This window comes from Exiguobacterium sp. s125 (assembly GCF_018618605.1).
Taxonomy (GTDB): domain Bacteria; phylum Bacillota; class Bacilli; order Exiguobacteriales; family Exiguobacteriaceae; genus Exiguobacterium_A; species Exiguobacterium_A oxidotolerans.
The window spans coordinates 136,533-158,810 of record NZ_JACSMI010000005.1 but is presented as its reverse complement, the minus strand read 5'-3'; the positions used below and the strand labels follow the sequence as shown (position 1 = coordinate 158,810).

Sequence of the window (22,278 nt, the reverse complement as noted above, 5' to 3'; positions counted from 1 at the left end):
TGCTCAGAAAGCAATTGGTCGAGTGTCGCACGAAGATCTGCTGCTTTCGTTTTGACCGTGACGTTTTTTGCTTTGTCCTCATGCATCATGTCGTCTGAACCGCCTGATGCAAACGCCGCCGTTCCTGGTAATACGAGTGCTGCTGCCATTGCTGATGCTGCGAATTTTTTAGTGTGTTTCATTTGTAATCATCCTTTCAAATTTGGGTTTTATTTTAACCAATCTGGTAATTCGTTTCCTCATCGTTCTGAACAGCATACGCACCCGGATTTCGTTTGGATTTAAAAAAACAAAAAAAAGTGAAATCTTTTTTAAGTCATTTGTGGAATCTATGAAAAAAGACTCCAGTATGTGTGCATTTTCTTCATAGGGACTACGCAGAAACAACACTGGATTGGCAAGAATTCGCCATAGTGTGTTAAAAGTTGGCTTGATGTAACCGCTTATAATTAAAGACGTGTTCACATGTGGGACATATATAGGAAAGAACGGGGGATATGATCATGAAAGAACGGAATCAAGCTTCGCGCGTGCAGCAGAGCTGGTACCAATCGATGTGGCGGTGGCATTTTTATGCAGGCATTATTTTTGCACCGATTTTTATCATACTTGCCGTCACAGGATCGATTTACTTATTTAAACCGCAACTGGAGGATATGTTGTACCGTGACATGATCTTCACGGAAGAGACAGGGCAACGTCTGCCGCTCGAAGATCAGATGAAAGCTGTCGCGGACAAATATCCAGAGGCGGGTATTTCTTCGCTTGGTCAGTTTGAGCAACAAGACCGGACGACACGGATTGGCGTGACGTTCAAAGAGGAGTCGGGATATGTCTATGTTGATCCATACACGGGTGAAGTGACGGGGAAACGACTCGGGGCAGGACCACTCGGCTTTATTAAAACAATTCATGGGGAATTGTTTGCTGGGAAAGCCGGAAATCTTCTCGTCGAACTTGCAGCGAGCTGGGCAATCATTTTATTGGTGACAGGAACGTATCTCTTTTGGCCACGAGGGAAAACGGGGAGCTTCAAGCGTGTATTTTTCCCGTCCTTCAGACAGAAAAACGGAGCACGTAATTTTTGGAAGGGGCTTCATGGTTCAGTTGCCGTCTGGTCAACGATTGGATTACTCGTGATCATCGGTTCCGGACTCGCATGGTCGGGTGTCGCAGGTCAGTGGATCAATACGATTGCGACGAAAGCCAATTCGAATTATCCACAGTTTGCGTACGGACCGGATGAAAGTATGGCGTCAAAAATCGTCACGAAGGACATTGCGACGGATATTCCTTGGGCGACACAAAACGACGTCGTTCCGAGTTCGGGACCAGCCCGACCGTTGACACTGTCTGTGACGGAAGTCGCGGCTGAAGCGAAACAGTTAGGGATGGGACGCCCGTATCAAATTACACTTCCACAAGGGGAGACAGGGGTCTATACGTTATCCTCTCTTCAAAGTGCGCCGACCAAAGAAGCGACGATTAATCTCGATCAATATTCGGGAACGGTCTTATCCAATGTCTCTTATGCAGACTACGGACTCCTCGCGAAGGGCATTACGCTTGGGATTGGGTTTCATGAAGGACGGTTGTTTGGTTTCTTGAATCAACTCGTCGGATTAGCACTGTGTCTAGGATTAATCTTCATCGTCGTCAGCTCATTTGTTCTATGGTGGAAACGCCGAAATGGCGCGGGAAAACTAGCGCCACCAAAACGGGCGAGTGATCAACGCGTGCAAAAAATCGTTGCCGGTTTGATTGTAGTGATCAGTTTGACGATGCCACTCGCGGCACTGTCGGTCATGACGATCCTCGTACTCGATTTCTTGATTTTCACGCGTCGACGTAAAGGAAATAAGGAGGCGGCAGCATGAAGCGGATCGTATTAACAGGTTTATTCGCCAGTAGTATGGTGTTACTGGCCGGCTGTCAGTTCGAGACAAAAGCGGCTGCGCCTGCGATGAAAGTCGGACTTTACGCACCGGAGAAAATCGCAGCAGACACGAACACGACGGTCGCGCTTGAAATTGAGAACCCGCAAGCCATCGATCAGGTGCATGTTCAAGTTACGCCAGTAGGAAGTGACGAGACAGAAACGTATATGGCAGAACAGAAACAGGGACATTATGTCAGCAGTATTCCTTTTAAAAAAGCCGGTGTCTATCTCGTCAATGGTATGGTCCATGTCGGTTCGCATGTCTACACACCAAAAGCACTCGTTCAAGTGGGGGATGTGTCAGAAAAAGAGCTCGAGGCGGCACAGAGCTTATTGAAACAGGCCGTACCGGCAGGGGAACAGACGGATCATCATGGACATCATTAATGGGAAATAAGGACTTCGCTGCCGAAGTCTTTATTTTTTTGGGAAAAATATTAAAAATCAAAACTATTTGTGAACTTCTTACGTTATCTATGTGTAGTCCAAAAAAATAAAGGGGTGTTTACAAGATGAAAATGAAAAAGTCGTTTCTCGCAGTTCCACTCAGTGCCGCATTGTTGATTCCGGCAACCGGCGTCAGTGCCCATGGTCATGAAGATCACAGCAAGATGGCCAGCTCCGGAAACATGTCTCTCGATGTCTCCTCACCAGCGTCCGACCTCCGGGCGACACTCGATCAGCTTTTATCGGAACATGCCTACCTCGCAGTCGTTGCAATGCAAAAAGGGATTGATGGGGCGGATGATTTTGATCAAGCAGCAGGTGCACTGAATCAAAATGCCGATGATCTCTCAGCAGCCGTCGGATCAGTTTACGGGGATGAAGGCGGAGAAGCCTTTAAAGAAATTTGGAAAAGTCACATCGGTTACTTCGTCGATTACGTGAAAGCAACAGGGGCAGAAGATGAGGAAGCAAAACAAAAAGCGCTCGATGACCTCGATTCGTACCGCGTCGAACAGGCAGCCTTTTTGGATAAAGCAACGGAAGGGCGATTGAAAGCAGCTGATCTCGAAGGTGGCTTAAAAGTCCACGTCACCCAACTCTTGACGTCGTTCGACAGTTACGTTGCAGGTGATTATGACGCCACGTACAGCAATTTGCGAAAAGCAATCGAGCATATGTACATGGTCGGGGAAGGCTTATCCGGTGCAATCGTCGATCAATACCCGGATAAATTTGAAAATACGAAAGTCGATACACCCGCAGCCGATTTACGTGCCGGTCTGAACCACAACTTCTCGGAACACGCGGCACTCGCAATACTTGCGATGCAAAAAGGGATTGAAGGAGCAAAAGACTTTGATGCCGCAGCCGGTGCACTCAGTGAAAACACGGACGACCTGACAGCATCAATCGGCTCGGTCTACGGTAGTGATGCAGCGAAAGAATTCAAAAAAATCTGGTCGAGCCACATCGGCTACTTCGTCGACTATGTCAAAGCAACGGGGGCGGAAGATGAAGACGCACGTGACATGGCCGTCAAAGAGCTCGACGAATACCGTGTCGAACAAGCTGCCTTCCTTGATGCAGCAACGGAAGGTCGCCTGAAGTCAAAAGACCTGGAAGAAGGCTTGAAGATGCACGTTGATCAATTGTTACTCGCCTTCAACAGCTACAATGAAAAAGACTACGATAAAACGTACCCGGCAATCCGTGAAGCTTACGGTCATATGTACGGAGTCGGTGAAGGAACAGCGACAGCAATCGTCGATCAATTCCCTGATAAATTCCAAGGGACGCCAGCAAGCATGCCGAACACAGGTCTTGGTGGAGCCGCTGAAACTCAATCGTCAGCCGGTATCTTATGGTCACTGTTCGGAATTGCAGCCGCTTCACTCCTAGGATTTTTTGCACTCCGCGGTCGTCGTGAACAACAATAAGCCGTCTGACGGAGATGACTCAAAAAAGTCGCCTGAAGCGCGTGCGTTCTTTTAGACGAGAGGAGGGTGGCGGATGTAACATCGGCCACCCTTGCCTCTGTAAAGACTGACGTTTAAGTCAGTTGCATTAGATTGCAGCCTCAATGATTTTGAAGGGTTCAAGATTCGTTCCTACTCCCGCATTCTTCGGGAAACGAATCTCTGTTAGAGGACGGTCACTAGAATAGAAGTCAGGAAAGGAGGAGGAACAATGAAACGAACCAGCGGCGTGGTAGTAGTACTCGTCTTCGTCGTCTTCATAGCTCTCATGACACCAGAACTGCATGCAGTGGCAGTTGAACATCTGTTGCAGGATCCATTGACATCGAGCGAGATCATCCCGGTCGAAGATCGTGCAGTCGAGCCAGGTATCGTCCCGCGTATCTTACCGTGGATTGTCAGTAGTCTATTGCTCAGTGCCTTGGTGACGTTCCTCCTCCTGCGACGTAAACCAAAGCGTTAAATGAAAGCACAATCCGTTTCTCAGCCACCTGCGGCTGAAGAGGCGGATTTTTTTGAAGTGGACACGCGTCCGGATCAGACACGCCGCAAAAACAAAAACATCGATGCCTGATTTTCGGCGACATCGCGACGAAAGAACTCGGTATACTGTAGAAAAGGAGGCGATCGCATGGAGGACCATCAAACAGAAGAGTATTATGCGGCACTCGTCCGCCGGGATGCGACCTATGAAGGGCGGTTCTTCGTCGGCGTCAAGACGACAGGCATCTTTTGCCGGCCGTCCTGTCCTGCCCGGAAACCGAAACGCGAGAACTGTGAATTTTACAAGACGGCGAAAGAAGCCTTACTCGCTTCGTATCGCCCGTGTCTCCGCTGTAAACCGTTGTCGCACCCCGGTGCGAGTGACATCATCAGCCGTCTTGTTGCCGCTGTCGAAGCGACACCGGAAAAACGTTTTAAGGAGGCCGATTTCCGGGAACTTGGACTCGATGCATCAACGGCGCGCCGCCAATTCAAAAAACGCTTCGGGATGACGTTCGTCGAGTATGCCCGCTCACGTCGGATGGGACTGGCGATGAAAGAAATCCGGACCGGGAAACCGGTCATCGAGGCCCAGCTCGCGGGTGGCTACGAATCGAGCAGCGGCTTTCGGGATGCTTTCGCAAAAATCATGGGTGCGACACCAAAACGCTGGGACGGGACTTACTTGCAGGCGAAATGGCTCGATACGCCACTCGGTCCGATGCTCGCGATTGCGGACGACGCAGCCCTTCATTTGCTTGAATTCGTCGATCGCCGAGGACTGGAACGGGAGATCGAACGGCTTCGTCTCGCGGCACGGGCCGTCATCGTCCCGGGGGAATCAATCATCTTTGAGCAAATCGGACAGGAGCTGACCGACTATTTCGACGGGACGCTGAACAAGTTCGCGACGCCGCGCAAACTGTACGGGACACCATTCCAGCGTCTCGTCTGGGCCGAGTTGGAGCAAATTCCATCCGGGGAGACGATTTCCTATCAAGAACTTGCCATCCGGATCGGTAATCCACTCGCCGTTCGTGCCGTCGCCCGGGCGAACGGTGCCAATCAACTGGCACTCGTCATCCCGTGTCACCGCGTCATTCGGGCGAATGGCGACTTAGGCGGATATGCCGGCGGGCTCGCCCGGAAAGCGACGTTACTCGAAACCGAACGACGAAAGGACTGAATGCTGCATGGCACTGATTAAAGATGTTTTTTCAGACGACTGGCTCGACCGCCTGAGTCGGGCGCTGGATGCGCCGCGGTTGCAGCAGGACATCAAACAAGCCGACTGGGAGGAACTCGCCTTCAAACAACGGGTCCGCCGGATTTCGACGTCGCTTGGATCGTATGTGCCACGTGAATTTGATGTGGCGGCGACAGAACTCGAACGGATTGCCCCGGAGTTCACGGGACTCGCCGGGATCGTGTTTCCCGACTATATCGAGCTCTACGGCGACGACTGGGACCGGTCGTTGCTGGCACTCGAACGACTGACGCCGTATTCGACGGCGGAGTTCGCTGTCCGGCGGTTTTTACTGAGCGATCAAGACCGGTACTTGCAACAGGCACTGCTCTGGAGCACGTCGGACGATGAACATGTCCGGCGCCTGGCATCGGAAGGGACACGACCACGCCTGCCATGGGGACAGGCCATCCCGGCGTTGATTGCCGATCCGCGTCCCGTTCTGCCGCTGCTCGACCGGTTGCTGACCGACGACTCACTTTACGTCCGCAAGAGTGTCGCCAATCACTTGAACGACATCACGAAGACGCACCCGGAACTTGTGATTGAACGACTCGATCAGCTCGGGACCGATCCCCGTGTGGACTGGGTGTTGCGTCACGCTTCACGGACGTTGCTCAAACAAGGACACCCGGACGTCCTGAAGGCATTTGGTCTCGTGACACGCGGCGCGGTGACGGTCGATGATTTGACGGTGACACCGTCGCTGCCGATCGGAGGCGAGATGTCGTTTACATTTAGCCTCGCGACGACGGAACCGCAAGTCCTGCGGATTGAATATGCGATTGATTATGTCAAAAAGCGGGGAATGAGTCAAAAGGTCTTTCGGATTAGTGAACGACAGGTGGCTTGACGGGAGACGTTTACAAAACGGCAATCGTTTCGGAACTTGACGACACGCGTCCACTATCCGGGGACGCATCGTGTGACCATCTTAATTAATGGGCAAGCTTACGCGACGGCAACGTTTGACGTGACAGGGGAGGAATGAAGATGAACGGACGCCATCCTGACTTTACGACGTCCCGTCTATTGATACAGGCGACAGATATGCAAGATGGATGTGACTGGGTGTTACGGGAACGACGCAGTAGACGAACTGTCGCGACGATTCACTTTCGGGAGCGGGAACTGACCTATCGGGCAGACGATGTCTTTGACATGGACGGTTATCTCAACGAAGCGTTGACAGTCATCACGGCCTATTTAGCACGGACATTATTGTTACCGTCCGTGACGGGCAGAGGCGGGGAAGCCGTCGTTTGGGAGAAGAGTGGATTTGAGAGAACGGATGACGGATTTTCGTTAGCCTTGACGCACTAAACGAAAAAGAGGACAATCCGCGTCGCAGACTGCGAACGGCTTGTCCTCTTTTTTTAAGGTTCCGAGATGCCGTTCGCGAGCAGCAGGAGATAAACCCAAATCACGAGCGGGAGCAACAGCATCAGAGTGGCAAGCAGGCTGAAGGTCTTGATGACAGTGTTTTTCAACCGGAGCGCAATCAGGAGTGACATCACATAGCCGACGCCGACGAGCGAATACAGACTGATCGGGACCCAAAGGCTCATATTCGGGAACGTCCGTCCGTTCAGCCCGAAGAACAGTAGGATGCTGACAATCAAGAGGATGAAAGTCAGGATCAGAGAGTGGTATTCGTTCCGGTGCGACTTCAAGCGGCATTCCCCTTTCATGACGTTACCTGACGGGTGTGTAAGACCAACCGAAGCGGGCACAGATTGCTTCGGCACTTGCAGCGGCAGAGCGTCCTTCCGTATCCAGGCGGAAGTAGTTCGGGTACGGCAGTTCTCCTGGCAGGGAGGACGTCCGGTAGCCGTCTGCCGTCTCGAGCAAGTCGTTTTCGGAAGCGGCGAGATCCCGTTTCGTAAACTTATGGGCAAGCCGGTTTTCCGTCTTGTTTCGCGCGAGACGTGTCGCGACGGATGCTTCGAGTTCGACGATATAGACGTCGGCACCCGCCTCTTCAAACAATGCGACCGTTTCCTCAATGAACTCAATCCCTCCGCCTTCGACCCCGAACAGGCAGAGGAACGTGAAGAGGACACCTTCGAGATCACTGATCGCCATCTCCTTGAACATCTCCCGGCGGATCAAGTCCTTCAGCCTGTGATGGGCGGGCTTTGAAAAGTCAAAATAGGGCAACAGCAAATCGATCGTCTGGTGGTTATGAAACAACTTCATCCCGGTCAACCGTTCGAGTTCCTGACCGATCGTCATTTTTCCGACCGCCTGCGGACCGAGCAATAAAACAAATTTCATCAAAAGACCCCGTTTCCTTTTTTTGTTAGATTACCATACCGGTTCAGCACGTTGGAGTTAGAACGTTTGTTCGTAAAATGATATAATGGAGATAACAACGGATGGCGTGTCACAACGAATGGAGGGTGTTCGGGCAGATGGAACATTGGAAGATGGTACAAGGATATGAAGGGAGTTATCAAGTGTCGACGTCGGGAAATGTTCGTTCGCTCGACCGGATTGTCGAGACGAGCCGTGGCGTCAAACAGCGGCGCACAGGTGTCCTCCTGCGTCCGCGCATCAATCAGGAAGGTTACCGGAAAGTGACGTTGTATCAGCACGGACGCGGTGAACGGTTTTACGTCGGCGAACTCGTCGCCCGGGCGTTTCTTGACCCGACTGCCTGCCAGGAGCGTCTCGTCCGGGCGGATCATGACCGGTTGAACGACCACATCGATAATCTGTCGGTCAAGCCTTCGCCGAGTCAAGCCTATGCTTCCTTGCTCGCTGAATTCGATCTGCTGTTGACGGACCATGTCGAATTGTCGGCGTGGCAGATTCGGGAGATCCGGCGGCGCTACCGGACGGGCGAAGCGTCGATTCGAAAGCTTGCGCTCGTGTACGGGGTGACTGAAAACCGGGTCCGCAATATCATCGATAAGAAAGAGGCACGGTATGTCATGTAGGCAGAAGGAAAGGGCAGTCCGAAGAAAATCGGTCTGCCCTTTTGGTTGAAAAAAAGTAAGGTGTCGTTAGCCGGCAAGTGGTAAGTACGGCGTGATTTGGCTCACCGTCAGTTGGAGGAGCTGTTGCGTTTCCTCTTTCGGTTCAGACGTGACGTAGATGATTAACGCAGCGGCGACGATTAAAAAGATGACGATGACGAGCCCGATGAAGAAAGGCATTTTACTTTTTCGTTTTTCTTCGTTCATGTCCACAGGTAGTTCCCCCTTTTACGAATTAACAGATGCATCTGTCATAATGATTCCCCTTTAAGAAAATGGAAAACCTGCAAAACGTCTAGAAAAAGGGTGCCGGTAAGACGATAAAGAAGATATAGACAGAAAAAGCTATTTTTTGAAGGGATGTCGATCGTCGTGTTGAGTCAGTTCAACCAGTTTCTATTAAACTTTTCCCTTTTGATTACGTCCCTGCTGTTCGCCTTCTTACCGATGCGCAACATCAAACGCATTTCACCGCACTCCTCAATCCGGATCCGACTTGCCGTCGGATTGATTGCAAGCGTGATCGGGGCACTGCTCGTCCTAAACAGTATCTCCTACGATGGAGCGAAGATTGATTTACGACTCGTCGCGCTCGTCACGGCGTATTATTACGGCGGCTGGATCAGTGGCGCATTGACGACGGTCGCCGTCATCGGGGCCCGTTTTCTCGTCACGCCACCCGGTGTCTACCAAGGTTTGATTCTCGCGACGCTGATTTGTCTTGCTTTACTCGTCACGGCAAGTATTTACCGTCGCTTTGCTGCCCAGACGTTCAAAGACTACCTTGTCCTACTGAGCATCGGGATCGGCTACAGCTTGCCGGCCCTGTACTTATTGACGGATACGTTCATTCGGTTTTTCGAGATGTCATTCGTCTACATCATCTTCAATCTTCTCGGAGGGTACGTGACGTTTCGTTTCCTGCAGGAGTTACGGAAACATTTCCAGTTCGTCCAAGCCCAGCAGGAGCTTGCCTTGACGGACAGTCTGACGAATCTCGCCAATCGGCGGAAACTCGATGAGACATTGGCCGACTATGACAAACACGGGTATGCCTTCTCGGTCCTGATCGTCGATATCGACTTCTTCAAGTCGGTCAATGACGAATACGGACATGATGGCGGGGATGTCGTCTTACGGCAACTCAGTCATCTGTTGACGACGTTTTGTCCGGGAACGGGACTCGTCACCCGGTATGGCGGCGAGGAATTCGTCGTCGTCCTGCCGGATATCTCGCACCGTGAAGCGGAGCGACTCGGGGAACGGATTCGGACGGCGTGCGCCGATCAACACTTCATCTTCAAACCGTATCCGGCTTTCCATGTCACGCTTTCAATGGGGGTCGCATCGTCCGACCAAGCCAAGACGGCGTTTGAAGTCGTCCAAAAAGCCGATCAGGCGCTGTATCAGGCAAAGCAGACGGGGCGCAACAAAGTCGTCGGTTATGATATGACACATAATTAAAAAAAAGGCGGCTCCGCGGAGCCTGCCTTTTTTTCGTGTTGTCATTCACCGACCATGCCGTCGTGATCGTTGTCCCGCATGTACGGATAGAGCCAGTGGTCACTCCGGATCGGCATGCTGAAACCGGCATCCTTCGCTTCCTGGATCGTGACTTGTCCGTTTCCGTTCGCATCGACGCTTGAGACGTCACCGCCCGTTTCCGGCGTCGTGCTTGGTGTCGAAGCGGCAGGCGTTTTCGCCTTCGGTTCAGCTTTTGGTGTTGCTTTTGGCGCTGCCTTTGGTTCAGCCTTCGGTTTACTTTCCGGACTCTCGGTCAGACCGAGCGACGCGTTGACACCATCCGGGTTGACGTTATCGAACTTGTCGACGATGACGTTGCCTTTGATTGTGTACGTGTACTGATAACTCGAAGGAATTTGCGTTTTCGTCGTTTCATAACGGATGATCGCTTCGAAATTCGTCGCACCACCGGCTTTACGGATAGTATCTTCCATGTACGCTTGATCGCCGTGGCGATTGAGCGTACTGTCTTGTGGTGTGATGTTGTAGGCGTTCGAGACACCGCCAAGCGAATCGGCGATGACATGTCCTTCATCAAGATCACGGTGTTCGACACCCGGGACCTTCGCTTCATCATGATAGTAGCGACCGGCTGACGTCACGTCTTCCGTTTTATCATTTTGTAAGGTGATCTTTTTGGCGATGACTTTGACGAGTTGTCCATGCTTGTTCGTAAATGCCCAGTACTCGCGGTCCCCGAACCCGATATCGACGACGACGTTCGCCTGACGCGAGCCGGACTGGTCGCCGCCATCGACTTGAATCTGTTTGTATCCGGCAAACGGATCATTGCTGGACGCCGTGACCGAGGGCTTGTCTTCTGTTTCTTTTTGATCCGTTGTCGTGTCTGATTTTTTTTCGGTCGTCTCTTTCGCAACCGGCTCTGCAGGAGGCGTCTCCTGTTTCGCGTCTTCTTTAACGATGTCCGCTGTCGGTTCTTTGACGTCGCTCGTCTGCGGCGTCTCTTCTTTTGGAGCACGTTCCTCCGTCTTCGTGTCTGTCGAAGAAACTGTCTCCTCGTCGCTCGCACATCCCGTCAGTAACAGGGCCGCTAGCGGTAATGCAAGGTACATTCGTTTTTTCATGCCGCACTCCTTTCACTTAAGCACACCCGTCTGTTTTCTCAACATCCCTGAAGCTGGCGCTAAGCTGATTTTCAATATATAACAATCTTAATATATATTTGGGAGCAATTAAACAAATATGTAAATTTACTTAAGGAATGACGACGTCAACCTCGTGACGAGATGCATCAAGGAAGTTGCATTTCAGGAAAAAGACGATCTGTCCTGGTGGGCAGGACAACAAAAAAACACGCCACTTCACGTGACGTGTTTTCAAGTCGAGACGAGCTGAGGAAATATCTGATACCGCTCAAAGTCCGTTAAGATGTTCGGTGCAATCTGTTTTCGAATCATTGCTTCGTCAGCCCAAAGATAGGCGTCGTGTTCGTCCGATAAGCTGACAGCATCGGTTTCCGCCGTACAGAAATAGACGAGTAAGATGACTTGACGGCCTGGATGGGTCAGGAAACTGGAGGTATACGCAATCCGGTCGACCGTGACTGAGAGTCCCGTTTCCTCCCGAACTTCACGGATCAGACTCGCTTCCGGTTGCTCCCCGAAATCAATCTTCCCGCCCGGACATTCCCAGGTCCCGCCACCCGAGTCGGCAGCGGCACGCTGGACGATCAGGATTCGGTGATCTTGCCGAATGATGCCTTTGACGGCGGTGACGATGGTTGGCATGTGTGTTCCTCCGTTCGCTTGAGCACGACAGGCATTGGTCCTTCCTGTCGTACGAGTTGATTGTTTTTGAGGTAAATCCCTGTCCGTTCCGGTAAACCGTAGCCGGACAGGCTTCCGGTCGTAATAAATGCCTGTTGTAAATTCGCGGCTTCATCCCAAGTATCGTAATGGACGGAGAGGACGGCGTCCGGTAAGAGGCCGAGCCCTTCAAGGACTAAGTCCCGGCCGTCCCGCTGATCAATCGCCGGAATCCGGCACTGGCCCGGCGCGAGTAAGACTCCGGCAGAAAAACCGGCGACCGGGACACTAGACCGGTACCGTTCTTGGATGATGGCGCCGATTGGTGTGTGAACGATGAACTGTTGATACCGCTCCGTTTCACCACCGGCGATGATGATCCCGGCGCTTTGTTTCAGCGTCGCAAGCTGAGACAAGGTCGGATGCCCGGAGAGCGGGAAGTGGAAAAAGTCCGTCTTCCCGTGCGCTTCGAGCGGACCGGTCAAGACGGGGGCGTAGGACATCCATGACGTACCTTCGCGCGGGACGTACAGTAAAGCGATGGGACCGGCCGATGCGCAAACGCTCGCGAAACGACGGGCGAGTCCTTCCGTAAACGGTGGACCACCGCCGAATAAGAAGAGATGTTGATTGGTCATGGGAAAGACCTCCTTCAAAAAAAGTATTCTTTTATCGTATTAGAAATATACGACAAAGGGTACCTGTTTATTTTTTGTGATAGGTAGAAAACGGAAAATGAATTACAATGGGAATACCAGGGAAAGTACAGCGAGGAGAGCTGGATATGAACCAAAAGCAGATAAATCGATTTCGCTACCGGGAGTCCGGGATGGGGCAAGGGCAAACGTTCTTCTGGACTAGGGCGACCGGGGAATTGCGATACGAAGAGGACGAGCGGGAAGAACCTAAAATCAAGCGGCTCTCGTTAAAGCAACAAGCGGTGCTTGAACAACGGTTGACGCAAGCAAAGGTAGCCGACTGGAAACCGATTTATGAGACGGAGTGGCTGATTCTCGACGGGACGGACTGGGAAATCAGTTGGAGTGGTCCAGGTGGAGACGGGGCATCTCGCGGCAGTAATGCCTTTCCAGAAGAGTGGGAAGTGCTGCGGGACTGGCTCTATGGACAATGTACAGAAAGCGGGGAGGAAACGAGATGAAAAAAGGGCTGGTCGGACTGATCGTCCTAATCGGGTACACGGTTCCGTTCGTTTATTTTGCATTATTGGAAGATTTCAAAACGGGAACGTTACTTGGTTATTTGCTGTTACTGGTCATGTTTACGGCACTCGCCTTTGTCGGACAACGTTTTAGTCATCTGTTGTTTGTAGTTTTCGGCAATCTCGTGTCTTATTTCGTCTCGGTTTATTTTGCGGGACAGAGGAACGACTTCGGCTGGGACGGGTATTTTAAACCGCTGACAGCAGAACAACTGATTCTGTTTGTCAGTCTGTTGATGCTCATTCCGCAGTTGATTGCGGTGGTCGTCGCGATGTCACGAGGAGCAAAACGACGGATGAAAAAGCAGATAACTGAATGAGTGGAGGAGACCCCGATGACTGAAAGCAGTGAAGCATTATTAGAAACCATCATCGAAATCCTGGAGACGGGACGCCAAATGGAGTTGACAGAGCTTTACCAGCGTGTACGAGAGCGGAACGATTTAGATTTGTCACGTTTTTCGACGGAAGCCGGACTCGATGCCCGCATCCGAAAATTAATATATCTTCATGCGAGTGAGTGTGAGTTATATAAAGGAACGAAGGATTTGTTCTACAGTGAGACAGGCAAAGGGACAGGACGTTGGGGATTACGGAGGTAAAAAAACACGCCACCGAAAATGACGTGTTCCAAAATATTAGACTAACCCTAAAATCTCGACCTCGACCAAAGCACCTTTTGGTAACTCTTTAACGGCAATACAAGAACGGGCCGGGAAATGGTTGTGCGGAGCAAAGTAATCCGAGTAGATATCATTAAAGGCAGCGAAATGATCCATGCTCGTTAAGTAACACGTCGTCTTGACGACGCGGTCCGGTGTCAGACCGGCTTCTTTTAAGATGGCATCGACATTTTTCATGACCTGTTCCGTCTGTTCCGTAATCCCACCGGCAACGAGTTCACCGGTCGCAGGATTGATCGGGATTTGACCGGAAGCATAGAATGTACCGTTGGCGATGAAGCCTTGGGAATAGGGACCGATGGCAGCAGGTGCCTGGTCTGTGTTGATTTTTTTGAATGCGTTCATGATAAAACCTCCTATGATTTTGGATGGTGAATAGGGATATGGCGTGCGATTTACGGTCAACTGTAGGATAGTTGTGACAACGTTACTATTACATACAAGGAGTGAAGCAAAATGCCTCTTTATCATAAGTTAGTCCGAGACGAAATTCCAACCATCATTGCGAAAACCGGAAAACAGGCGACGTTCCGTACGCTTGAGACGAAAGAATTTTTAGTGGAAGCAAAACGAAAGCTCCATGAGGAAGTCGCGGAATATGAAGCTGCGGTGACGGACGCGGATGCAGTCGAGGAGCTGGCTGACCTGCTGGAACTGATTCAGGCACTAGCGAAGACGCATGGAACGACAGTCGAAGAACTGGAAGCCGTCCGACAGGCGAAACAGCAAAAGCGAGGCGGCTTTGAAGAACGGCTTTATCTTGTCGAGGTAGAAGATTGATTCCGGAAGCGAAGCTGACGACACACCATTTATATGACTCACTCGTCGATGCCATTGACCAGGCGGAGGAAGTCTATATTGTCGCAGCGTTTGCCCAGAAGTCAGGCGTCGCCTTGCTCGTCCCGGCGTTTCGGCGCGCTTTGCAACGGGGCGCCGAGATTCGTCTGTTGATTGGCGACTATCTACATATCACCGATCCAGAAGCACTGGCGCAGTTGATTGCGCTTGACGGGTTATCGGTCCGCTTTTATCGGTCAGGCGGACGCTCCTTTCATCCAAAGGCGTATCTGTTTCGAAACGCGGAGACCGGCTTATCGATCGTCGGTTCGTCGAACATTTCGAACAGTGCGCTTCGGTCCGGTATCGAATGGAACGTCCATCTACCACAAGCTGTCGCTCCACAGATCCTTGATGACGCAATTGATGCCTTCATGGATCTTTACCTCAGTGAGTCGGCAGAAGAACTGAATCCGGTCGTCTTAGAAGCCTATCGTCAAGCGTACGCTTCACGGCAATATGTGGCGGAACCGGAAGTCGAATATGACGAAGGGACCGTCGTCGTTGCTCCGGAAATCCTGCCACACCGGGTGCAGGAAGAAGCGCTGCACGCGTTACGGGAAACGATGGAGGAAGGACGGACACGTGCGTTGACGGTGCTCGCGACAGGCTTAGGGAAGACTTACCTTAGTGCATTCTTTGCGGGAGACTTTACCCGGGTCCTGTTCCTGGCGCATCAAAAAGAACTGTTGCTGCAGGCAGAGCGTTCGTTTAAAAAAGTCAATCCGGCGTGGCAGACCGGCTTCTACATCGGAAGTGACCGGACCGTCACAGAGACGACGGAGATCGTCTTCGCGTCCGTCCAGACGTTGGCGCAAAAGCGTCACTTGGAGCGGTTTACACCCGACCAGTTCGATCTCATCATCGTCGACGAGTTCCATCATGCGGCAGCGACGAGTTACCGGAAGATCATTGATCATTTCACGCCCCGTTTCCTGCTCGGTCTGACAGCGACACCAGACCGGATGGACGGAGCAGATGTCTATGCAATCTGTCATCATAACGTCGCTTTCCAGATGCACTTCACGGCAGCGATTGCTGAAGGGTTTTTGACACCGTTTCATTATTACGGCATTCATGACACGATCGATTATTCCCAGATTCGGCGGATTGGTCGGACGTATGATGCGACGCAACTCGAGCACCGTCAACTCGATTGTGAAGTTGCGGATAATATTTATCATTCGTGGGAGAAATACCGACAAACGAAGACAATCGGTTTTTGTTCGTCGATCAAGCAGGCGGAATATTTGGCGCAAGTCTTCCGGGATAAAGGAACGACGGCGTTTGCACTGACAGGACAGACGACCAATCGTGCGCAGTACATGCGAGCGTTCGAGCAAGGCGAGATTGAAGTACTCTTTACAGTCGATTTATTCAACGAAGGTGTTGATATTCCGAAAGTCGATACACTCTTGTTCTGTCGTCCGACAGAGTCAATAGCTATCTATACGCAGCAAATCAGACGCGGTTTACGCTTGGCGCAAGATAAATCACACTGCGTTATCATCGACTTGATTGGGAACTACCGTAACGTCGAAACGAAACTGAAACTGCTTGGGACAATGAAAGAATCATTCAAGCGTGGGGAGACAGAACCGATTGAGCCACCGCCAGGCTGTGTGATTGAGTTCGATACGCGAGCACTAGAATTGATTCATCGACTGCGGCAACCAAGTCAGCGGAAGTTACGATTGATTGAGCAATACGAGCAAGTCAAATACGAACTCGGTCGTCGACCATCCTATGTTGAGATTGGCGAGTATGCAGCAATTCCGCAAGGCTATAAACAAGAATGGGGCTCTTATACTGGTTTCTTGAAGGAACAACAGGAGTTATCAAAAGAAGAAGTCGAGGCGTACGACGCAAATCGGGAACTGATCGAGCAGGTCGAAAAGACGATCATGAATCGGAGTTATAAGATGATTGTCTTGCTGGCGATGCTCGAGCGGGGAGAAGAGCGCTGGATGGAACCGATTACGGCAGCGGAGGTCGCACCGTTTTTCTATGAGTATTTGCATGCGGAGAAGTATCGGGAAGTGAAAGATGCGCAAGGTAAAGTATTTGAGAATGGTTATAATGAATCAAAAATAGGAGCATTGTTGATTAAACAACCTTTTTCAAAAATGGGATATCCATTCGAATACAATGAGAATAAAAAAACTTTATCAATTCAAACGGATCTTACTATAAACAGTATAAATATCAAAATATGGATAAAAGATATTGTTTTATACCGAATAAATAATTATTTTTTCTAAAAATATGTAAAGGTGATAAAATAGAAATATATGTATTTGGATTTTCTTTATTGATTCTGTCTGTAATAAATAATTCATAAGGGGGATTTTAAAAGTGAAGATATTAGAAAGAGAAACTATAGTCAAAATGATGAATGATAGATATGAATATGATCTTCAAATCATGCCACAAAAGAAAATTATGTACCATGGTTTAACGACAAGTGGCAAATCAGTCACTTTATGTACTCCAGAAACTAAAATACACAATGAAGAACATGGCTGGTTTGACTTATCTATGAAGCAAGTTGAAATTTTAGATTGTTCAGATATAGCTATGATGGTCGTTCGAGTCGAAGGGAACAAAGCATATTTTGTGGAATTTAAAAATTTGCGAAGACTAATGACTAAAGATATTACGTTAGATTATTCGAACGATGAAAAATGGAGATTTTATATCTGGGAAGACTATATTAAAGTGCGTGGAAATGATGAAAAGTTTTATGTAGTTGGTGAATCAGTTAAGTAAGCAAGCATAAAATCATTAGAATGATATAAACTAAAGAAGAGTATTTTATTGATTTGTTTAAGAGTTGTGAAGACTTTTAAACGATTTAATAAGTACTTTTTTTTGTTGAATCAGTGCAGTTGTGTGACAATTATTAAATTTTCAGTTGTTGATATAAATAAATTCATAAGGTATGCTGCTATTAAAGAATCTGGAGAATTAGTAAGGAGAAAACATGGGACATAAATATAAAGTATTAGATTTATTTGCCGGTGCAGGCGGTTTGAGTAACGGTTTTGAGCAAACAGGAAAATTTTCTGTAATTGGTGCTGTGGAAATAAATGAAGCAGCTCAGCAGACATATATTAAAAATCATGAAAATAAAGATGTTATTATCAAGTCTTCTACAACAGGAATAAGTGATATTACTAAAATCGACTTTAAAAATTATAGTCGAGATTCTGAGAACACAGTTATTATTGGTGGACCGCCATGCCAGGGATTTTCTAATGCAAATCGCCAAAAAAATTATTTGATTTCAGGGAATAATAAACTCGTGAAAGAATATGTAAGAGCAGTACGAGATGTAAAACCAATTGCCTTTTTAATGGAAAATGTAAAATCTATGAATTCATCTGTGCACAAGTTTTTTGTAACAAAATACAAAGCAGATAATCAAAATGATTTTAGTTCAAGACATCATTTAGATCAAATTACACAAGAAGATAATAAACTTTATAACAAGGACACCATAGAGCTGTTGAGTACCGATAGTGAAAGCTTGAAGACGGTATCAGGAAAATATAAATCTTTAATAGATGTTCCAGCTCCACTTATTATAAAGCCACTTTTAATAACAAGATTAAGATTATTAGAAAAAGCACTTGATAATAATAAAGAGTTGAAATTGACTAAGAAATCAACGGATGAAATCTTAGAGATTATCAATCAATTGAATAATCAAAAAATAACTGATGAAAATCAGCAATACATTGTTCAAGAATCTATTAAGGCATTAAAAAATCTTCTTGATAATGAATCCTTAAATAATTTTAATCATCAGGCCATAAAAGATTTAGTGAATTTAAATCGATTTTTAACTAGGTGCCAAGAACTAAAAGATGAAGATATTGAATGTCTTGACTTCATTGTTGAAAATAAAACAATATATAAGTTATTTGTTCAAGTGTATTCATATAACGTAGTAAAATATCTAGAAGCCATATTCAAGTTCTATGGTTATAGCATAACGAGTGGAGTGTTAGACGCTTCTCGATTCGGTGTACCTCAAAAAAGAAATCGTTTCATGATGCTTGGTATATTAAATAGTAGTAACACTATTGAATTGCCTAAAGGTGATGATGAAATTCATAATGTCGTACGAGATGCAATCGAAGACCTGGAAAACATCCTTCCTCAAACCAAAATAGATTCTTACAATTCAAAAGTATATGTTTCAAGTAGTAAGGAAGGTTTGAATAAGTATTACAGAGAAGGGATGGAACCGAACGAAATTTATGATCATATTAATACGGAAAGTTCAAAGTTAATACTGGAGCGGTATAAAAACATTTTAATAAATGGTGGGAAAAACTTCCATAGTTTGCCTGACGATTTAAAAAGTACCTATGCTGATGCTTCTAGAACTCAAAACACAGTGTATCTTCGATTAAATTATGACGAACCATCTCCGACAGTAATCAACGTTAGAAAGTCGATGTGGCAACATCCTACAAAAGCTCGAGCTATTAGCATTAGAGAAGCTGCGCGTTTACAATCTTTTCAGGATAAGTTTATTTTCGAAGGAAGAAAAGATGAACGTTATCAACAAATTGGAAATGCGGTTCCTCCCTTATTAGCTAAAGCTATTGCTGAAAAAATATTAGAATATTTAATTTAAAAAAGCCACCTTTAGTCTCTTTATGAACTGAGCCCTAGAGTTTGGACAGTTTAATAAAAGCACCCTTAACGTATTAAGCTGCTATGAGATGGCTTCGGTATTGTACCGGAGTCATCTTTTGTAGTTTCCATTGTCTTCGTTCGCTATTGTAATAATCAATGTAAGCATCGACCATGGCACAGACCTCATCGAGGTCAGATGCTAATTTATAATCGACATACTCTTTCAAGTGCCCAAAGAACGATTCCATCGGGGCATTATCTAGGCAGTTTCCTCTACGAGACATGGATTGAAGCATTCCCATCTCACGGATGCGTGTTTGATAAGCAGGATGCGTATAATGGAGTCCTTGATCGGAATGTATCATGGCTTCTGGGTGTATATTCCCTTGAAGTCGTTCTGCGAGTTTATTCGTTGTATGAAGGACTAGTTCCATATGGAGGCTTGTAGATAGATGATGTGCCATAATTTCACGTGTAGCGACATCCTTCACACAAGAGAGATAAACAGTTTGGCCAGATCCAATACGGAGATAAGTGATGTCTGTGACGAATACCTTACCAGGCTCATCTTGATCGAAACGACGGTTCAAGTGGTTCGGTACAGTCTTATGTTCATATGTCGCTTTAGCGATTTTACGATAAGCGTTCTGCCTACGGATTTTCGTCACGATTCCAAACTTCCTCATGATACGCAAAATACGTTTATGATTCATCGGTCCACCAATAACATCAAGCATCTCCATGTAAAGACCACGATAGCCGATTTTTCCCTTGTGACGATCATGAACACGTTTTAGAAGTAGGTAGTCCGCATAGTCGCGTTCTTCCCGAAGGGAAACACTATCCGTACGTGCGAGCCAGGCGTAATAACCACTGCGGCTCACTTCAGCGAGCTTACATAGGTCCGTCACGAATCGGCCCGATGATTGTTTCCGTAAGACAATATTGATTGCCTGATAGCGCTCAGATGCGGTTAGTTTCGATACTTCGCCTCTCTTTCGAGAGCGTCGAGCTTTTTTTAGTAATTCGTTCTCCGCTGTGAGGTACTTGATTCGTGCTTCAGCTTTCGCAAGGCGTCGTTCGATGGAATCATCTTTTTTCGGTCGACCTCCAAGATTTGATTTTCCACGTCTCTCATTCAAGAGTCCTTCTTCTCCATAAATGCGATAGGTCTTCCGCCATCGTTTCAACGCTTCGTTCGTTGTTCGCTTACCGATCATGTCCAGGTCAAAGCCGCTTTCCTCAAAGATTTGTATCGGTCGCTTACCAGCTAAATTCTCACGTACAGCGTGAATCTTAAATTCTCCTTTATATTGAATCGTACGATCTGATACCGAGGCTACGTGAAGATTCGCTTCAAGTTGTCTGATTTGATCTGGATTGAAGGTACGTCTGTTCATGAATAATTCTCCCGTCTAAATTGAATAGATACAGTATATCGATATCTTTAAACACAAAAAACCCCGAATGGGGTCTTTTATCAAGTGTCCACCATTCAGGGTTCAGTTCATTAAAGCTAAAGGTGGCTTTTTTAAACAAATTTCATTAAACCGTTATCTTTTATCAAATTTAAATTATAATATATACATAAATAGTTAATTAATTGATGGTGGTGATAATTTATGGATGAGATTGTAAAGCCTAATTTAAGTAATTTTATTAAGTCGTTAAGAGATTTTGGATATAATTTTTCTATAGCTTTAGCAGATATTATTGATAATAGTATTGCGGCAGACTCCAAGAAAATATCGATAGAAACAAATATGAATCCAGAAATAAGTCTGAGCATTTTAGACGATGGTTTTGGAATGACAGAATTAGAATTGATTGAAGCTATGAGATTAGGAAGTAAAGATCCAGAAGAAGAACGGGAAAAAAAAGATTTAGGTAGATTTGGATTAGGTCTAAAAACTGCTTCTTTTTCACAATGTAAGTCCTTAACTGTGATTACTAAAAAAGAAAATAAAATGTCATTTAAGAAATGGGATTTAGATTTAATTGAAAAAGAAAATGAGTGGCTATTGATTACACCTAATTTAAATGAATTTAAACATATATCGTTACTAGAAAAGTTGAATGCTCAAAAATCTGGGACTTTAGTGATTTGGGAAAAAATAGACTCTATTCAAAAAGAAAATTATTATGAAGAATTAAATTTATTGAGAGAACATTTGGCTTTAGTATTCCATAGATTTCTAGATGGAAGTATTAGAGGTCGAAAAATATTATTGGATTTAAACAACAATTTAATTAAAGGATTTAATCCTTTTAATGAAAGTAACACTGCAACACAGACTTTACCTGAACAATTAATAAAATTCGAGAATAAAACGGTAAAAATAACACCATATATTTTACCTCATCATAATAAGTTATCAAACGAAGAATATAATAAATATGCTACTAATGACGGATATACTAAATCTCAAGGTTTTTACTTATATAGAAGCGGACGTTTATTAATACATGGAACGTGGTGGGGACTAAATAAGATATCTGATGCGCATCGACTAATTCGTATCAGAGTAGATATTTCAAATGATCAAGATGAAATTTGGAATATTGATGTGAAAAAATCAATTGCATCTCCAAATATGTTTATTAAAGGTGAATTAAAAAAAATCTTAACCTCTATATTAAATCGCGGAAAAAACGTATATACAAGACGTCCAAAAGTTTTAGAAGATAAAACGATAATTCCTTTTTGGGAAGTATCTCATAGTACAGATTCTATTAAATTTTTGATAAATCAACATCATCCAATATTAGTACATATAAAAAAAGAAATGAGTGATCAAGAAATTTCTTTTTTTAGTACTTATTTAAAAGGAATAGAAGCATATATCCCTATTAGTGCAATTGAGGCTTATGCAATAACAGATCCTCAAAAGATAAAACAAAAAGAGTTAATCGAAGAGACTGAAAAAAAGGAGTTACTTGATGCGTTACTAAATTTAAATCTAACTAAAGAGCAAATTGATGAACTTTTGAAAACAGAAATTTTTAAAGGAATGAAGGAGAGGTAGTT

At 46.7% G+C, this 22,278-nt stretch carries 25 protein-coding genes and 1 pseudogene; 17 read left to right on the top strand and 9 right to left on the bottom strand.

From position 1 onward, the window contains the following. Nucleotides 1-182: pseudogene (locus KNQ05_RS12770) on the bottom strand (copper amine oxidase); the annotation flags it as partial. A gap of 321 nt (nucleotides 183-503) precedes the next feature. Here KNQ05_RS12770 and KNQ05_RS12765 point away from each other — a divergent pair. From KNQ05_RS12765 to KNQ05_RS12735, 7 genes are all read left to right on the top strand, one after another. Next, the gene (locus tag KNQ05_RS12765) at nucleotides 504-1,877 is read left to right on the top strand and encodes a PepSY-associated TM helix domain-containing protein (protein WP_251132508.1); all 1,374 of its coding nucleotides are present in this window, start codon (nucleotides 504-506) and stop codon (nucleotides 1,875-1,877) included. Continuing rightward, nucleotides 1,874-2,326 (top strand): hypothetical protein, encoded by a 453-nt coding sequence (locus tag KNQ05_RS12760; protein ID WP_214805621.1) that lies wholly within the window; start codon nucleotides 1,874-1,876, stop codon nucleotides 2,324-2,326. The genes KNQ05_RS12765 and KNQ05_RS12760 overlap by 4 nt, the downstream gene beginning before the upstream one ends. Before the next feature lie 125 nt (nucleotides 2,327-2,451). After that, nucleotides 2,452-3,822, top strand: a complete 1,371-nt coding sequence (locus tag KNQ05_RS12755) for a copper amine oxidase (protein ID WP_214805618.1) — start codon at nucleotides 2,452-2,454, stop codon at nucleotides 3,820-3,822. A gap of 250 nt (nucleotides 3,823-4,072) precedes the next feature. Further along, on the top strand, nucleotides 4,073-4,324 hold the full coding sequence (locus KNQ05_RS12750; RefSeq protein WP_214805616.1) for a hypothetical protein: 252 nt from the start codon (nucleotides 4,073-4,075) through the stop codon (nucleotides 4,322-4,324). 168 nt (nucleotides 4,325-4,492) lie between these two features. Continuing rightward, a complete protein-coding gene (locus tag KNQ05_RS12745; RefSeq protein WP_214805614.1) occupies nucleotides 4,493-5,530 on the top strand; it encodes a bifunctional transcriptional activator/DNA repair enzyme AdaA in 1,038 nt (345 codons plus the stop codon). 7 nt (nucleotides 5,531-5,537) lie between these two features. Then, the gene (locus KNQ05_RS12740; protein ID WP_251132509.1) at nucleotides 5,538-6,443 is read left to right on the top strand and encodes a DNA alkylation repair protein; all 906 of its coding nucleotides are present in this window, start codon (nucleotides 5,538-5,540) and stop codon (nucleotides 6,441-6,443) included. Between the two features lie 140 nt (nucleotides 6,444-6,583). After that, the gene (locus KNQ05_RS12735) at nucleotides 6,584-6,913 is read left to right on the top strand and encodes a hypothetical protein (RefSeq protein ID WP_214805612.1); all 330 of its coding nucleotides are present in this window, start codon (nucleotides 6,584-6,586) and stop codon (nucleotides 6,911-6,913) included. 53 nt (nucleotides 6,914-6,966) lie between these two features. On the opposite strand, the gene KNQ05_RS12730 is transcribed toward KNQ05_RS12735, so the two are convergent. After that, nucleotides 6,967-7,263: a hypothetical protein gene (locus tag KNQ05_RS12730; RefSeq protein ID WP_251132069.1), complete on the bottom strand. Its 297-nt coding sequence runs from the start codon at nucleotides 7,261-7,263 to the stop codon at nucleotides 6,967-6,969. A gap of 22 nt (nucleotides 7,264-7,285) precedes the next feature. Further along, on the bottom strand, nucleotides 7,286-7,867 hold the full coding sequence (locus tag KNQ05_RS12725; protein ID WP_214805610.1) for a DEAD/DEAH box helicase family protein: 582 nt from the start codon (nucleotides 7,865-7,867) through the stop codon (nucleotides 7,286-7,288). Nucleotides 7,868-8,004: 137 nt separating this feature from the next. On the opposite strand from KNQ05_RS12725, the gene KNQ05_RS12720 reads away from it, so the two are divergent. Continuing rightward, nucleotides 8,005-8,532: an NUMOD4 domain-containing protein gene (locus KNQ05_RS12720; protein WP_214805608.1), complete on the top strand. Its 528-nt coding sequence runs from the start codon at nucleotides 8,005-8,007 to the stop codon at nucleotides 8,530-8,532. Between the two features lie 66 nt (nucleotides 8,533-8,598). On the opposite strand, the gene KNQ05_RS12715 is transcribed toward KNQ05_RS12720, so the two are convergent. Beyond that, on the bottom strand, nucleotides 8,599-8,778 hold the full coding sequence (locus KNQ05_RS12715; RefSeq protein WP_239456898.1) for a hypothetical protein: 180 nt from the start codon (nucleotides 8,776-8,778) through the stop codon (nucleotides 8,599-8,601). A gap of 165 nt (nucleotides 8,779-8,943) precedes the next feature. On the opposite strand from KNQ05_RS12715, the gene KNQ05_RS12710 reads away from it, so the two are divergent. After that, on the top strand, nucleotides 8,944-10,035 hold the full coding sequence (locus tag KNQ05_RS12710) for a GGDEF domain-containing protein (protein WP_214805606.1): 1,092 nt from the start codon (nucleotides 8,944-8,946) through the stop codon (nucleotides 10,033-10,035). A 41-nt stretch (nucleotides 10,036-10,076) separates the two neighbouring features. On the opposite strand, the gene KNQ05_RS12705 is transcribed toward KNQ05_RS12710, so the two are convergent. From KNQ05_RS12705 to KNQ05_RS12695, 3 genes are all read right to left on the bottom strand, one after another. Continuing rightward, nucleotides 10,077-11,180: a DNA/RNA non-specific endonuclease gene (locus tag KNQ05_RS12705; RefSeq protein WP_214805604.1), complete on the bottom strand. Its 1,104-nt coding sequence runs from the start codon at nucleotides 11,178-11,180 to the stop codon at nucleotides 10,077-10,079. A gap of 252 nt (nucleotides 11,181-11,432) precedes the next feature. Continuing rightward, the gene (locus tag KNQ05_RS12700) at nucleotides 11,433-11,843 is read right to left on the bottom strand and encodes an NUDIX hydrolase (RefSeq protein ID WP_214805602.1); all 411 of its coding nucleotides are present in this window, start codon (nucleotides 11,841-11,843) and stop codon (nucleotides 11,433-11,435) included. Beyond that, nucleotides 11,786-12,499, bottom strand: a complete 714-nt coding sequence (locus tag KNQ05_RS12695; RefSeq protein WP_214805600.1) for a Type 1 glutamine amidotransferase-like domain-containing protein — start codon at nucleotides 12,497-12,499, stop codon at nucleotides 11,786-11,788. Before KNQ05_RS12695 ends, KNQ05_RS12700 begins: the two co-directional genes overlap by 58 nt. 146 nt (nucleotides 12,500-12,645) lie before the next feature. Here KNQ05_RS12695 and KNQ05_RS12690 point away from each other — a divergent pair, with 146 nt between their 5' ends. From KNQ05_RS12690 to KNQ05_RS12680, 3 genes are read left to right on the top strand one after another with little or no spacing between them, the layout of a single operon-like run. Beyond that, the gene (locus KNQ05_RS12690; RefSeq protein WP_214805593.1) at nucleotides 12,646-13,020 is read left to right on the top strand and encodes a hypothetical protein; all 375 of its coding nucleotides are present in this window, start codon (nucleotides 12,646-12,648) and stop codon (nucleotides 13,018-13,020) included. Then, nucleotides 13,017-13,400, top strand: coding sequence for a hypothetical protein (locus KNQ05_RS12685; protein WP_214805591.1), 384 nt, complete (start codon nucleotides 13,017-13,019; stop codon nucleotides 13,398-13,400). The genes KNQ05_RS12690 and KNQ05_RS12685 overlap by 4 nt, the downstream gene beginning before the upstream one ends. Nucleotides 13,401-13,415: 15 nt before the next feature. Beyond that, a complete protein-coding gene (locus tag KNQ05_RS12680) occupies nucleotides 13,416-13,682 on the top strand; it encodes a hypothetical protein (RefSeq protein ID WP_214805589.1) in 267 nt (88 codons plus the stop codon). Between the two features lie 36 nt (nucleotides 13,683-13,718). Here the strand turns inward: KNQ05_RS12680 and KNQ05_RS12675 are convergent, their stop codons facing one another. Then, complete coding sequence (locus KNQ05_RS12675; protein ID WP_214805588.1) at nucleotides 13,719-14,108, bottom strand: RidA family protein; 390 nt, start codon at nucleotides 14,106-14,108, stop codon at nucleotides 13,719-13,721. A 111-nt stretch (nucleotides 14,109-14,219) separates the two neighbouring features. Here KNQ05_RS12675 and KNQ05_RS12670 point away from each other — a divergent pair, with 111 nt between their 5' ends. The 4 genes from KNQ05_RS12670 (at nucleotide 14,220) to KNQ05_RS12655 (ending at nucleotide 19,248) form a co-directional block, all read left to right on the top strand. Beyond that, nucleotides 14,220-14,543: a nucleoside triphosphate pyrophosphohydrolase gene (locus tag KNQ05_RS12670; protein WP_214805586.1), complete on the top strand. Its 324-nt coding sequence runs from the start codon at nucleotides 14,220-14,222 to the stop codon at nucleotides 14,541-14,543. After that, nucleotides 14,540-16,861: a DEAD/DEAH box helicase family protein gene (locus tag KNQ05_RS12665; protein WP_214805584.1), complete on the top strand. Its 2,322-nt coding sequence runs from the start codon at nucleotides 14,540-14,542 to the stop codon at nucleotides 16,859-16,861. Before KNQ05_RS12670 ends, KNQ05_RS12665 begins: the two co-directional genes overlap by 4 nt. A gap of 94 nt (nucleotides 16,862-16,955) precedes the next feature. Further along, on the top strand, nucleotides 16,956-17,369 hold the full coding sequence (locus tag KNQ05_RS12660; RefSeq protein ID WP_214805582.1) for a hypothetical protein: 414 nt from the start codon (nucleotides 16,956-16,958) through the stop codon (nucleotides 17,367-17,369). A 214-nt stretch (nucleotides 17,370-17,583) separates the two neighbouring features. Next, nucleotides 17,584-19,248: a DNA cytosine methyltransferase gene (locus KNQ05_RS12655; protein ID WP_214805580.1), complete on the top strand. Its 1,665-nt coding sequence runs from the start codon at nucleotides 17,584-17,586 to the stop codon at nucleotides 19,246-19,248. A gap of 73 nt (nucleotides 19,249-19,321) precedes the next feature. On the opposite strand, the gene KNQ05_RS12650 is transcribed toward KNQ05_RS12655, so the two are convergent. Next, nucleotides 19,322-20,650 carry an IS3 family transposase gene (locus KNQ05_RS12650; protein ID WP_214805578.1) on the bottom strand — a complete coding sequence of 443 codons (1,329 nt, stop codon included), beginning with the start codon at nucleotides 20,648-20,650 and terminating at the stop codon, nucleotides 19,322-19,324. A 222-nt stretch (nucleotides 20,651-20,872) separates the two neighbouring features. On the opposite strand from KNQ05_RS12650, the gene KNQ05_RS12645 reads away from it, so the two are divergent. Then, nucleotides 20,873-22,276, top strand: coding sequence for an ATP-binding protein (locus KNQ05_RS12645; RefSeq protein ID WP_214805576.1), 1,404 nt, complete (start codon nucleotides 20,873-20,875; stop codon nucleotides 22,274-22,276). Nucleotides 22,277-22,278 lie beyond the last annotated feature (2 nt).

Bases quoted from the DNA above. Each gene is read 5' to 3' on its own strand.
- KNQ05_RS12760 (WP_214805621.1), top strand. From the start codon at position 1,874: ATGAAGCGGATCGTATTAACAGGTTTATTCGCCAGTAGTATGGTGTTA.
- KNQ05_RS12725 (WP_214805610.1), bottom strand. From the start codon at position 7,867: ATGAAATTTGTTTTATTGCTCGGTCCGCAGGCGGTCGGAAAAATGACG.
- KNQ05_RS12650 (WP_214805578.1), bottom strand. From the start codon at position 20,650: ATGAACAGACGTACCTTCAATCCAGATCAAATCAGACAACTTGAAGCG.
- KNQ05_RS12670 (WP_214805586.1), top strand. From the start codon at position 14,220: ATGCCTCTTTATCATAAGTTAGTCCGAGACGAAATTCCAACCATCATT.
- KNQ05_RS12680 (WP_214805589.1), top strand. From the start codon at position 13,416: ATGACTGAAAGCAGTGAAGCATTATTAGAAACCATCATCGAAATCCTG.
- KNQ05_RS12765 (WP_251132508.1), top strand. From the start codon at position 504: ATGAAAGAACGGAATCAAGCTTCGCGCGTGCAGCAGAGCTGGTACCAA.
- KNQ05_RS12675 (WP_214805588.1), bottom strand. From the start codon at position 14,108: ATGAACGCATTCAAAAAAATCAACACAGACCAGGCACCTGCTGCCATC.
- KNQ05_RS12700 (WP_214805602.1), bottom strand. From the start codon at position 11,843: ATGCCAACCATCGTCACCGCCGTCAAAGGCATCATTCGGCAAGATCAC.
- KNQ05_RS12755 (WP_214805618.1), top strand. From the start codon at position 2,452: ATGAAAATGAAAAAGTCGTTTCTCGCAGTTCCACTCAGTGCCGCATTG.
- KNQ05_RS12690 (WP_214805593.1), top strand. From the start codon at position 12,646: ATGAACCAAAAGCAGATAAATCGATTTCGCTACCGGGAGTCCGGGATG.
- KNQ05_RS12740 (WP_251132509.1), top strand. From the start codon at position 5,538: ATGGCACTGATTAAAGATGTTTTTTCAGACGACTGGCTCGACCGCCTG.
- KNQ05_RS12735 (WP_214805612.1), top strand. From the start codon at position 6,584: ATGAACGGACGCCATCCTGACTTTACGACGTCCCGTCTATTGATACAG.
- KNQ05_RS12695 (WP_214805600.1), bottom strand. From the start codon at position 12,499: ATGACCAATCAACATCTCTTCTTATTCGGCGGTGGTCCACCGTTTACG.
- KNQ05_RS12705 (WP_214805604.1), bottom strand. From the start codon at position 11,180: ATGAAAAAACGAATGTACCTTGCATTACCGCTAGCGGCCCTGTTACTG.
- KNQ05_RS12685 (WP_214805591.1), top strand. From the start codon at position 13,017: ATGAAAAAAGGGCTGGTCGGACTGATCGTCCTAATCGGGTACACGGTT.
- KNQ05_RS12745 (WP_214805614.1), top strand. From the start codon at position 4,493: ATGGAGGACCATCAAACAGAAGAGTATTATGCGGCACTCGTCCGCCGG.
- KNQ05_RS12655 (WP_214805580.1), top strand. From the start codon at position 17,584: ATGGGACATAAATATAAAGTATTAGATTTATTTGCCGGTGCAGGCGGT.
- KNQ05_RS12720 (WP_214805608.1), top strand. From the start codon at position 8,005: ATGGAACATTGGAAGATGGTACAAGGATATGAAGGGAGTTATCAAGTG.
- KNQ05_RS12715 (WP_239456898.1), bottom strand. From the start codon at position 8,778: ATGAACGAAGAAAAACGAAAAAGTAAAATGCCTTTCTTCATCGGGCTC.
- KNQ05_RS12750 (WP_214805616.1), top strand. From the start codon at position 4,073: ATGAAACGAACCAGCGGCGTGGTAGTAGTACTCGTCTTCGTCGTCTTC.
- KNQ05_RS12645 (WP_214805576.1), top strand. From the start codon at position 20,873: ATGGATGAGATTGTAAAGCCTAATTTAAGTAATTTTATTAAGTCGTTA.